This is a genomic window from Arenimonas sp., from assembly GCF_047602345.1.
Taxonomy (GTDB): domain Bacteria; phylum Pseudomonadota; class Gammaproteobacteria; order Xanthomonadales; family Xanthomonadaceae; genus Arenimonas.
The window spans coordinates 1-11,829 of sequence record NZ_JASGHN010000004.1 but is presented as its reverse complement, the minus strand read 5'-3'; the positions used below and the strand labels follow the sequence as shown (position 1 = coordinate 11,829).

At 65.2% G+C, this 11,829-nt stretch carries 10 protein-coding genes; 1 reads left to right on the top strand and 9 read right to left on the bottom strand.

The features are described from left to right. Positions 1–35: 35 nt before the first annotated feature. The 6 genes from QM707_RS02045 to QM707_RS02020 form a co-directional block, all read right to left on the bottom strand. Positions 36–1,184 (bottom strand): EAL domain-containing protein, encoded by a 1,149-nt coding sequence (locus tag QM707_RS02045; protein WP_415000211.1) that lies wholly within the window; start codon positions 1,182–1,184, stop codon positions 36–38. 80 nt (positions 1,185–1,264) lie between these two features. Continuing rightward, positions 1,265–3,388: a type IV pilus secretin PilQ gene (gene pilQ / locus QM707_RS02040; RefSeq protein WP_415000210.1), complete on the bottom strand. Its 2,124-nt coding sequence runs from the start codon at positions 3,386–3,388 to the stop codon at positions 1,265–1,267. Between the two features lie 15 nt (positions 3,389–3,403). After that, a complete protein-coding gene (locus QM707_RS02035) occupies positions 3,404–3,928 on the bottom strand; it encodes a pilus assembly protein PilP (protein WP_415000209.1) in 525 nt (174 codons plus the stop codon). Continuing rightward, on the bottom strand, positions 3,925–4,557 hold the full coding sequence (locus QM707_RS02030) for a type 4a pilus biogenesis protein PilO (protein WP_415000208.1): 633 nt from the start codon (positions 4,555–4,557) through the stop codon (positions 3,925–3,927). Before QM707_RS02030 ends, QM707_RS02035 begins: the two co-directional genes overlap by 4 nt. Next, positions 4,554–5,279 carry a PilN domain-containing protein gene (locus QM707_RS02025; protein ID WP_415000207.1) on the bottom strand — a complete coding sequence of 242 codons (726 nt, stop codon included), beginning with the start codon at positions 5,277–5,279 and terminating at the stop codon, positions 4,554–4,556. Before QM707_RS02025 ends, QM707_RS02030 begins: the two co-directional genes overlap by 4 nt. Next, a complete protein-coding gene (locus tag QM707_RS02020; RefSeq protein ID WP_415000206.1) occupies positions 5,279–6,337 on the bottom strand; it encodes a pilus assembly protein PilM in 1,059 nt (352 codons plus the stop codon). The genes QM707_RS02025 and QM707_RS02020 overlap by 1 nt, the downstream gene beginning before the upstream one ends. A gap of 237 nt (positions 6,338–6,574) precedes the next feature. Between QM707_RS02020 and QM707_RS02015 the strand changes: the two genes are divergently transcribed. Continuing rightward, positions 6,575–9,100: a penicillin-binding protein 1A gene (locus QM707_RS02015; protein WP_415000205.1), complete on the top strand. Its 2,526-nt coding sequence runs from the start codon at positions 6,575–6,577 to the stop codon at positions 9,098–9,100. 85 nt (positions 9,101–9,185) lie between these two features. Here the strand turns inward: QM707_RS02015 and QM707_RS02010 are convergent, their stop codons facing one another. From QM707_RS02010 to QM707_RS02000, 3 genes are all read right to left on the bottom strand, one after another. Beyond that, on the bottom strand, positions 9,186–10,454 hold the full coding sequence (locus tag QM707_RS02010) for a citrate synthase (protein ID WP_415000512.1): 1,269 nt from the start codon (positions 10,452–10,454) through the stop codon (positions 9,186–9,188). A 237-nt stretch (positions 10,455–10,691) separates the two neighbouring features. Further along, positions 10,692–10,934, bottom strand: coding sequence for a type B 50S ribosomal protein L31 (locus QM707_RS02005; RefSeq protein ID WP_415000204.1), 243 nt, complete (start codon positions 10,932–10,934; stop codon positions 10,692–10,694). 78 nt (positions 10,935–11,012) lie between these two features. Continuing rightward, the coding region (locus tag QM707_RS02000) for a nucleoside hydrolase (RefSeq protein WP_415000203.1) at positions 11,013–11,829 on the bottom strand (817 nt) is incomplete at its 5' end.

The window sequence follows — 11,829 nt, the reverse complement described above, 5'->3', positions numbered from 1 at the left end:
CTGGCAAGCATACACCAGCGCTTCCGCGGCGACGGTCATTGCCTGGCCAGCAGCTCCTCGATGGTCTGCGGCTTACCGATCAGATAACCCTGGGCATAGTCGCAATCGAGACGACGCAAGGCATCGAGCATCTCCTGCGTCTCGATGCCCTCGACGACGATGTCGGCTTCGATCGCCTTGCCCATGCGTACGATGGCTTCGACGATCGCCATCGAGCGGGGATCGACGAGCATGCTGCGGGTGAACGCCTGGTCGACCTTCATCGTGTCGAAGGCGAGCTTGTGCAGGTGCGTCAAGTGCGAATAACCGGTGCCGAAGTCGTCGAGCGCGACCTGGATGCCGTGTTGATGGCAGAGCGCGATCACGCCGGCGACGAGTTCATAGTTCAACGCCTGGCTCTCGGTGATCTCCACCTTCAGGCTGTTGCGCGGCAAGCCCGCCTTATCCACGCGTTCCACGATGCGTTCGATGAGTTCGGGCTGGCCGAGCTGGCGCGCCGAGACATTGACGGCGATGAAAGGCTGCGGATCGGCACCGGCGGCGATGAAACGACTCACCGCCTTGCAGGCGGCGTCGAAGACGTACTCGCCGATCGGCACGATCAACGAGGTCTCTTCGGCCAATGCGACGAATTCGGCCGGCGAAATCGGACCGCGCTCGGGATGCGTCCAACGCACCAGTGCCTCGTAACCGGCGATCTTGCCGCTGCGCACGTGCAACAGGGGCTGATAGCGCACGTCGAGCCCTTCGTTGTTCAGGGCTTCGCGCAGCTGCGACTCCAGGCGGATCTTGCTGACGCCGAGCTGCTCGGAGGGGGTTTCGCCGGAACTCGGCTCGTGGCGCTTGCCTTGCAGCGCTGCCAGGGCGCCGCGGTAGCGCTTGAGCTGCCCTTCCAGCAGGGAGCGGATGATCGGATCGGTCTCGGCCAGGCGCTCGCTGATCTGCGTGCGATCGATCGGGATTAGCACGCTCTCGCTGATGGCGGTGGCGGTGGCGGTGCGCGGCGCGTCGTCGATCACCGCCATCTCGCCGAGCAGATCGCCCGACCCGAGATGGCTCAAGACCACCCTCTGCCCGTGTTGCAGGGCGCTGACTTCCACTTGTCCCTGTTCGATCAGGAACGCCGTCGTGGGTTCGTCGCCTTCGTGGAAGAGCACATCACCCGCTTTGAGCGTGATTCGCATGGAAAGCCCCCTGACTCGCCACTACCCGGAAAAAACACGGGGCCGCATCGCGGCCCCGTGCTATCGCTACAACCGACTGTTCAGCGCCGCGCGGTCTGCAGCACGCGTGGCGTCACGAAGATGAGCAGCTCGGCCTTCGTGTGGCCGCGCTCGCGCTTCTTGAACAGATTGCCGAGGAAGGGCACGTCGCCGAGCCACGGCACCTTGTTCACGTCGTCGCGCGACTTGAACTCGTACACGCCGCCCACCACGACCGTATTGCCGTTGTCGACCAGCACCGCCGTGCTGACTTCGCGACGGCTCAGGGACGGCACGCCGCCGGCCTCGATCGCCTTCACGTCGTCCTTCTTGATCGCCAGGGTCAGGTAGACGCGGCCGTCCTGGGTGATCGTCGGGGTGACTTTCAGCTCGAGCAGCGCTTCCTTGAACTGCGCCTGCTGAGTCTGGCCGTTGTTGTTGTTGGTGGTGGTGACGTAACCGATTTCGTCGCCCTGCTTGATGATCGCTTCGCGCTGGTTGCTGGTGATCACGCGCGGGTTGGACAGGATCTCGCCGCGGCCCTCCGTCTCCAGGGCGGACAGCTCGAGATCGAGCTGCGAGCTGCTGCGCAGGATGCTCAGGTTGAACACACCTGCGGCGCCAGCGATCGGCAGATTGATGTCGAAGCCCGAGGTCGTGGTGTTGCCGTTGGAGTTCGGATGCGTATCGGTCAGGCCGATGCGGGCGCCGAGGTCGCGGGCGAAGTTCTCGTCGGCCACGACGACGCGGGCTTCGATCAGCACCTGGTCGACCGGGCGATCGAGCAGCGCCAGCAGCTGCTTGACCTCGTCGATCTTCTTCGGGATGTCGGTGACGATCAGCGTGTTCGTGCGCGTATCGAACGTCACCGAACCGCGCGGCGACAGGATGCCGCGACTCCGGTTCTCGCCAGCGCCGCCGCTGCTACCAGCGGCTTTTTTGGCGTCCGTCAGCAGCTCGGCCAGGTCGGAAGCGTTGCCGTAGTTGACCGGAATGTACTCGGTAACGGTTTCGGCACGCAGTTCGAGGCCGATGCGGGCGTCTTCGCGAGCCTGCTCGTAGTCGGACAACTCCTTCTGCGGCGCGACCCATACGACATTGCCGTCCTTGCGCTTATCCAGCGACTTGGCGCGCAGGATGATGTCCAGCGCCTGGTCCCAGGGCACATTGATCAGGCGCAGGGTCAGGTTGCCGCCGACGGAATCGGAAACGACCACGTTCAAGCCGGACTCTTCCGCGATCAACTGCAGGACGGTACGGACGGGCACGTCTTGGAAGTTGAAGGTGACGGCCTTGCCGGTATAGCGCTGCGTGCCGAGCACGCTGCCGCCGATGGCACCCGCCGAACGCATGGCGCCGCCGGGAGCGCCGGCGATCACGCTGCCGCGCTTGGGCGAGATTTCTACGATGTATTCCTTGCCCGTCTGGTAGGCCATGCTCTCGAAAGAGCCGTTGGTGTTGATCACCAGTCGCGTCCCGCCGGCGTTCGACTTCGGCTCGAGCGTCGTCACCGGGGTAGCGAAGTCGGCGACGCTGAGGGCCTTGCGCAGGTTTTCGGGCAGGTTGGCGTTGCCGATGTCCACCACGATGCGCGAACCCTCGTTGCGCATGTCGGTGGCAGCGCCATCGCCGTCGAACCGCATGATGACCCGGCCAGCGCCGTTGTCGCCGCGCCGGAAATCGATGTTGGCGACATTCAGCGTGCTGACCATGCGCTTTGCGGGGTCGCCGTTGTTCGCCATGGCCGTGCCGGCGCTTGCGGCGGGGCTACCCGCATCGACCGTCAGCACCAGCAGGTTGCCGGCGCTGCGCGTCGTGTAACCGGCCGGGCGGAACAGGTCCACCACCACCCGGGTTCGGCCCGCCGCTTCCGCCGCGGACACGGCCGAGGTTGCGCCGGTTCCTACCACGACACGGCGGGTCGCCATGCCGTTGGTGGTGCCGGGCAGGTCGATGGCGATGCGTGGCGGGCTATCGGTGGTGAACGCCTGCACATCTCCGACCGGGCCGGAGAACTGCAGCGTGATATCCACCTTGCCGCCGGGCGCCGCCGCATAGCGGACGTCCTGCAGCACGTTGGAGGCCAGCGCGTAGCCGCTGACGGCCATGAGCGCCAGGGTCGCCGCGCCCGTTCGGAGGGCGTGCAAGAGCCCCTTGCTTTCGCCGATCTGCTTCATTGCGGTCATCGTGCTATCCCCCAATCAATTGTCATCTAGGGCAATCTTGGCTTGGCGTTCAAGCCAGCCACCCGCCCCGTCAGGTACCAGTTCGACCAGCTCGATGCGGTCCTCGTAGATCCCGATGATCCGGCCGTCGTTCTGACCCATGTAGTTGCCGACGCGCATGCGATAAGTCACGCGATCCGGCGCCATCACCAGGCCAATCTGGCCTCCCCCTGTTCCGATCGTGCCGACCATGTCGAGGGCGTCGAGCGGGAACGCTTCCAACGCTTCCTTGCGACGGTCGGGGTCGGGCCCCTTGCCGTTCCCGTCGTTACGGTCGGGCTCGGGCAGGCTGAACGGATCGCGCAGCCCCACCGGCGTGTATTCGAAAGTCTCGAACTGCTTCATCACCGGCAGCGGATCCAGCGGCGGTGCGGGGCGCGCCCTGACCTCGTCGACCCAGGCTTCGACCTCGCGGGTGCTGCTCGTGCAGCCCGCCAGTGCCGTTGCCGCGGCGAGCGCGAGCGTCAGGTTGCGCAGATGCTTGCTCTGGCCAGCGCTCATTTCTTGCCCCCTTTGGCCGCCAGTTCGGCTTCCGCAGCTTCCTCTTCGTCAAGATAACGATAGGTCTTGACCGTACCTTCCAGTACCAGCGAGTTGTCGCCGCCGCGCGGGCGCAGCGAGATATCGTGCATGGTCATGATGACCACGCGCGGCAGCGAGGCCACGCCGCTGACGAAAGCGCCGAACTGGTGGTAGGTGCCCACCATGCGCAGCTCGATCGGCTTCTCGGCGTAGAACTCCTTGGGCGATTCGCGACCGGGGCGGAACAATTCGTTGGTGATGCCGGAGGCCAGCGCCGTCTGCGAAACGTCGACGATCAGATCGGGCATTTCGTTCTTGCTCGGCAACTGACGCAGCATCTGCTGCAGCATCAGCTCCATCTGCGCCAGCTGCTGCTTGAGCGGTTCTAGATTGGCCGCGCGCCCCTGCTTCTCTTCGAATTCGCTGCGCAGGGATTTCTCGGTCCGCTCGAGCGCTTCGAGTTCTTCGCGCTGCGGCGAAACCACGAAGTACCAGACCGCACCGACGATCAGCACGATGAGAATCAGGCAGGCACCCAACTTGACCGGCAAGGGCCAGCTGGCCGGATTGCTGGTGTCGAGATTACGGAGATCGATCTTGTTGCTCATTTCGCTTCCCCTCCCGTCGGGGCGGCGGGCGACTGGCTCTCAGCCGCCGGCGTCGCGGTCGGAGCCGGCGCCGTGGCAGGAGCGGCCGCAGCCGGTGCCGTCGTGGCGGGCGCCGTGCCGTCCGCGGGCGCGGCGGTAGCGGCCGCCGCAGCCTCGTCGGCGGCCTTGGCCGCCTGATCGCTGGGATTCTTCAGCGAGACCTTCAGTGTGAACTCGTAGGGCAGGCCCTTGTCGCCGCTCTTGGCCTCGATGATCGACAGGTCGGACTTGCCCATCCAGCCCGAGGCGTCGAGGTTGCGCATGTAGCTGCTCACGCGTGCGTTCGATTGCGCGCGCCCCTCGAGCGTCAGCGTCTGGCCGCTCTGCTTGATGGCGGTGATGCGCGTGCCATCGGCGATCGTGCGGGCGAGTTCATCGAACAGGTGCACCATCTGCGATCGGCTCGCCTGCAGTTCCTCGATGACTTCCTTGCGCCGCAGCAGGCGTTCCTTCTTCTTGTCCAGTTCCTTGATCTCGGCAATCTGCTTGTCGACGACCTTGATCTGCTCGCTGAGATAGTTGTTGCGGTTCTTCTGCCCCTCGATCTGCCCGCTGTAGTACAGCCAGATCATCAGGCTGATCAGGGCGCCGGCAAGGGCCGCCATGCCCAGCATGGAGTAGAACTCCTGCAGGCGCTGCTTGCGCCGCTCGGCGCGCCACGGCAATAGATTGATTCTGGCCATCAGTCGAAGCTCCTCAGGGCCAGGCCGCAGGCGATCATCAGCGCCGGGGCGTCCTGGGCGAGGGCGTGCGCCTGCACCTTGGGACCGAGCGCCATGTTCGCAAGCGGGTTGGCGATCACGGTCGGCACGCCGATCTGCTCTTCGACCATGCCGGCGATGCCGGCGATCGAGGCGCAGCCGCCGGCCAGCACGACCTGGTCGACCTTGTTGAAATCGCTACCGGCATAGAAGAACTGCAACAGGCGGCTGACCTGCTGCACCAGCGCTTCCTTGAACGGATCGAGCACTTCGACCTCGTAGCTTTCCGGCAGCCCGCCCTGGCGCTTGGCCTGGCCGGCTTCTTCGTAGCTGAGGCCGTAACGACGCATCACCTCGTCGGTGAGTTGCTTGCCGCCGAACACCTGCTCGCGCGTGTAGATGCTGCGCTGACTGCGCAGCACGTTGAGCGTGGTCATGGTCGCGCCGATATCGACCAGCGCGACGATCGCGTCGCGCGGCACCGACAACTGGTCGGCGACCAGCTTGAAGGCGTTTTCCATCGCGAAGACTTCGACGTCGATCACTTTCGCGGGGATGCCGCCCAGTTCGAGAGCCGACTGCCGGATATCGACGTTCTCCTGGCGGGACGCCGCCAGCAGCACCTGGACCATGTCCGGGCTATTCGCGACCGGCCCCAATACTTCGAAGTCGAGCGCGACTTCCTCGATCGGGTACGGAATGTAGTTGGAGGCTTCGACCTGGACCTGGTCTTCCATCGAGTCCTGGTCGAGATCGCCCTGCATCGGGATGATCTTGGTGATCACCGACGAGCCGGAGACCGCAGCCGCGGCGTGTTTGACGCGCGTGCCGGATCGGCTGACCGCGCGCTTGATGGCTTCGCCCACCGCCTCGACTTCGACGATGTTCTTTTCCACCACGGCATTGGGAGGCAGCGGTTCGACGGCGTAATGCTCGACCCGGTAGCGCCCACCGCTTTCGGTGAGTTGCAGCAGCTTGACCGCCGTGGAGCTGATGTCCACGCCGACCAGCGGTGTCTTGGTAGTTCCGAAAAGACCCACGGTTTCTCCCCTTGCCACGGGCGCTTACACGCTATTTGTGCGCCGTTACATTAAATAACGAAATTTTCCGAAATGGCAATGCCCCCCACCGATTTCGGCCGCCCTCCCCCCGGCAAGCGATCCCTAAGCCCTTATTCCTACGCGCTTTTGCCCTCTCTCCGGCCGCTCCGCACGGTTCTTCCCCAGCCTCGTTCTATACTCCCGGTCCCGCCCGAAGTAAACGAGTAGAGGCCCTGGATGGCCGGAATCCGTCGCTGGCTGCGCCGCCTGATGTACCTGGCCCTGGTCTTCCTGGCCCTGGGCGCGGTCGCCATAGGCGTCGTCTATCGGCTGGTCGCCCCCCGCCTGCCCGATGTCCAGGAGCTGCGCCACGTGGCCATGCAAGTGCCGCTGAGCGTGTATTCGCGCGACGAAAAGCTGATCGCGCAGTTCGGCGAAACCCGCCGCTATCCGGTAAAGATCCAGCAGATTCCGCTGCACGTGAAGCAGGCCTTCATCGCGATCGAAGACGCCCGCTTCTACAAGCATCAGGGCCTGGATTTCAAAGGGATCGCGCGCGCCGTCTGGCTGATCCTGACCACCGACATGAAACGCGTGCCGGGCGGCAGCACCATCACCCAGCAGGTCGCACGCGGCTTCTACCTGAGCACGGAGTACAGCTACAGCCGCAAGCTCATGGAAATGGCGCTGGCGCTGAAGATCGAGCGCACGCTCACCAAGGACGAAATCCTCGAGCTGTACCTCAACAAGATCTTCTTCGGCAATCGTTCCTATGGCGTGGCCGCTGCGGCCGAGTATTACTACGGCAAGACGCTGGACCAGCTGAGCCTCGACGAAGCCGCTTCGCTGGCGGCCTTGCCGAAGTTCCCGTCCAGCGGCAATCCGATCATCAATCCCGAGCGGGCGCTGATCCGCCGCAACTACGTGCTGCAGCGCATGCGCGAAGTCGGCTTCATCACGCCGGCGCAGGAACAGCAGGCCCGGGCCGTGCCCGGCCACGCCAGCCCGCATGAGCCCAAGGTCGAACTCAATGCGCCCTACCTGGCCGAGATGGTGCGCCAGAGCATGCAGGCCCGCTACGGCGAAGAGTCGGAGACCTCGGGCTTTCGCGTCTACACGACCGTCGCCAGTGCGGACCAGCTCGCCGCCGAGAGGGCCGTGCGCGACGGCCTGATGGAATACGACCACCGGCATGGCTGGCGTGGCCCAGAAGCGCAGCTGGCGCTCGCACCGAACGAGGATGAGGCCGCATTGCGCGCGCGCCTGAAGGCTTATTCGCTGGTGCCCGGCTTGCCGGCGGCCCTGGTCACCCAGGTCGGCGCCAACGGCGCCGACGTGATCCTGCGCAGCGGCGAGCGGCTTTCCCTGGACGCTGCGGCGACCCGCTGGACGGGCAAGAGCCCATCGGTCCTGCTCAAGCGCGGCGACGTGGTCCGCGTGCTGACCATCGAGCCGCAAGCCAAACCGGCAAAACCGGGAGAGGCCGCCAAACCGGAGTCCAAGCCGGCCGACAAGGGCGCCGTGCGCTACGAGGTCGCGCAACTGCCCAAGGCCGAGGCGGCCCTGGTGTCGTTGCAGCCGGAAGACGGCGCCTTGCGCGCGCTCGTCGGCGGCCTGAGCTTCTGGCGCAGCAGTTTCAATCGCGCCACCCAGGCACAGCGCCAACCGGGCTCGAGCTTCAAGCCTTTCGTCTATGCGGCGGCCTTCGAACGCGGCTACACGCCGGCCAGCATCGTGCTCGACGCGCCCGTCGTGTTCAAGGATCGCAAGGGTCATGTCTGGCGTCCGCAGAACGACAACGCGACCTTCGCCGGTCCGATGCGCCTGCGCGAAGCGATGGTGCAATCGCGCAATCTGGTGTCGGTGCGCCTGCTCGACGCCATCGGCGTGGATTTCGCCCGCAAGTACATCACGCAATTCGGCTTCGAGCTGAAGAGCCTGCCGCCCAACCTGTCGATGTCGCTCGGTACGGCGTCGCTGACGCCGATGTCGGTCGCGCGCGGTTACACCGTGTTCGCGAACGGTGGTTTCCTGGTCGAGCCCTACTTCATCGCCCGTATCGTCGATCGCAACGGCGTCGCGATTTCGGTGGCCCATCCGCGCCGCGCCTGTCGCGCCTGCGGCGAACGCCTGAGCACCGAGCAAAACAGCAGCGTGATCGTGGACGGCTTCGACTTCAGCGCTGCCGGCCCACGCGCCAAGCCCGCCGCCGACCCCGCCGCCAAGCCGGTCGCGACGGACCCCGCGTTCGTCGGTCCGCCGGAACTGGCGCTGGCGCCGCGCGCGATCGACGAGCGCACCGCATTCCTCACCAGTTCGCTGATGAAGGATGTCGTACTGCGCGGTACCGCGACGGCGGCCAAGGTGCTCGAGCGCGCCGACATCGGCGGCAAGACCGGATCGACCAACAACCATCGCGACGCCTGGTTCTCGGGCTTCGGCGGCGACCTCGTCACGACGGTCTGGGTCGGGCGCGACAACTTCGAATCGCTCGGCTACCGCGAGTACGGCGGCAAGGCGGCGTTGCCGATCTGGATCAACTACATGCGCAGCGCCTTGAAAGAGGTTCCGGTACTGGAAGCCGTGCCACCGACGGGATTGTTGACCGTCTACATCAGCCCCAGCACCGGCCGCCTGTTGCCGGAAGGCACGCCCGGCGCGCTGAAGGACTACATGAAGCAGGAAGATTACGACCGCACGCTGACCAGCGGCTTCCATACCGAAGACAGCGCGCAGGAAGAAGAGTCCTTCGACATTTTCTGATGCGGACTGCGGTTTCGCCGGCGTCGCGCGAAAAAGGAAACGCCCCGCGATGCGGGGCGTTTTTCTTGCATCCGTTCCAGGCGGATCAGCGCTTGTCGATCGACACGTACTCGCGGCGATCGGCGCCGGTGTAGATCTGGCGCGGACGACCGATCTTGTTCTCCGGATCGTTCTGCTGCTCGAGCCAGTGGCTGATCCAGCCGGCGGTGCGGGCGATGGCGAACATCACGGTGAACATCTCGGTCGGGATCTTCAGCGCCTTGTAGATGATGCCGGAATAGAAATCGACGTTCGGGTAGAGCTTGCGCTGGATGAAGTAGTCGTCCTTCAGCGCCGCCTCTTCCAGGCGCATCGCCACTTCCAGCAGCGGATCGTTCACGCCGAGGTCGGCCAGCACCTTGTGGCACATCTCACGGATGATGGTCGCGCGCGGATCGAAATTCTTGTAGACGCGATGTCCGAAGCCCATCAGGCGGAAACCGGAATTCTTGTCCTTGGCCTTTTCCACGGCCCTGCCCACGTCTTCGGGACGGCCGATCTCGTTGAGCATCTGCAGCACGGCCTCGTTGGCGCCGCCATGCGCCGGCCCCCACAACGCAGCCACGCCGGCGGCGACGCAAACGTAGGGGTTTGCGCCGGTCGAGCCGACCAGACGCACGGTCGACGTCGAGGCGTTCTGTTCGTGGTCGGCATGCAGGATGAACAACAGATCGAGCGCCTTGGCGGCGACGGGGTTCAGCTCGAGCGGCTCGCTCGGCACTTCGAACATCATGTGCAGGAAGCGGTCGACGTATTCGAGGCTGTTGCGCGGATAACGGATCGGCCACCCGATCGAATAACGATGGCAGGCCGCCGCGATCGTCGGCACCTTGGCCAGCAGGCGGATCGCCGCGAGACGCCGCTGCTCCGGGTCTTCCAGGTTCAGGTCGCCGTGATAGAAGGCGGCCAACGAACCGAGCATGCCGGTCATCATCGCCATCGGATGCGCGTCGTGGCGGAAGCCGTACAGGAAGGTGCGGAACGCCTCGTGCATCATCGTGTGATGCGTGACTTCGTGCTCGAACTTGGCGAACTCGTCCTTGTTCGGCAGTTCGCCGTTCATCAGCAAGTAGCTGACTTCGAGGAAGCTGGACTGCTTGGCCAACTGCTCGATCGGATAGCCGCGGTACATCAGCACGCCGGCATCGCCATCGATGTAGGTGATGGCGCTACGGCAGCTGGCCGTCGACATGAAGCCGGGGTCGTAGGTGAACTGCCCGGTTTCCTTGTAGAGCTTGCCGATGTCGATGCACGGCGGGCCGAGGGTGCCACTGTTGACGGGCAGTTCGACGTTCTTATCGCCGGCGTTCAACATCACGCTCTTGTTCGCAGTCACGGCAGGCTCCTTGCAATCGGGCGGGCCGGCTGGCGGCGCCGCTGGAATCGTCCAGTCGCTGGGCCGGAAGGCCGCAGCCAAGCGGCAATTATCGCATAGGAGCTTTAGGCGAGTGAGTCTAGAAATCGCCGGAAGTCCGACGCGGCGCGCAGAAACGACGACGGCCGCCGAGGCGGCCGTCGCTGCTGCGCTGGCGTGCGGGTCGCCCCGCGGCGATTACTTCGCGTAGCGCTTGCGGAACTTGTCGACGCGGCCGCCGGTGTCGACGACCTTCTGCTTGCCCGTGTAGAACGGGTGCGAAGCCGAGGAAATTTCCACCTTGATCAGCGGATATTCCTTGCCGTCTTCCCACTTCACGGTTTCCTTGCTGGCCAGCGTGGAGCGGGTCAGGATGGCGAAGCTGGCGGTGACGTCCTGGAACACGACGTCGCGGTAGTTCGGATGGATATCGGCTTTCATGGGAAAGGCCCGGGAATCTTTAGGGAAAGACGACCATTCTAGCGGGCGTACGGGCCTGCGCGCAAGCCGCCCGGCGACTCAGGCGCCCAGGGCCCCACGGATCCTGGCCTCGAACGCGGCCTGGTCGTAGCTCAGGGCGATGCGGGCATTGGCGGCCTGGTCATTTCGCCCGGCCCAATCCACGACGGTGGCCCCGCGCGACAGCCTGCCCTCGGTTTCGATGGCGACGTGCCGTGTTTCGGCCTGGGCAATGCCCTCCGGCGCCAATGCGACGGCCATGGCCAGGGCGTCGGCCGAATGCCAGTGCAGGCCGCGCTTGCCTTCGGACCAGGCCCGCGTCTTCAGCGAAATGCTGTCGTAGAACCGGGCGCGATGGTCGCCACCGGTCAGCCAGGCGGCGAAATCGGTGTGCAGGAAGCCGTGCCGCAGCACCGCTTCCCAGTCCGCCAGGTCGAATTGCGGGAAGGCGCGGAAAACGACTGCCGCCGCTTCGGGGTCGAAACCGATGTTGAACTCCGCCGGCACCGAAGTGTTGCCCTGCCCGGTCACCGCGCCGCCCATGATCACCAAGCGCCCGACGTGTTCGGGCAGTTCGGGGTCCAGGCGCACGGCCAGCGCGAGATTGGTCAGTGGCCCCAGGGCGACCAGCAGCAGCTTCCCGGAATGCTCGCGCGCCAACCGGATGATCGCCATCGCGGCGTGTTCCGATTCCGCCCGCTTCGCCGCCGGCGCGTAACCGGTATCGCCGAAGCCGTCCAGACCATGCACATAGGCGGCATCTTCGGCCTCGTGCACCAACGGCACCGGGCAGCCGGCGAAGACCGGCACGTCGACGCCGGCCACTTCGCAAAGCTTCAGCGCGTTGGCGACGGTGTGACGCAGGCCGACATTGCCG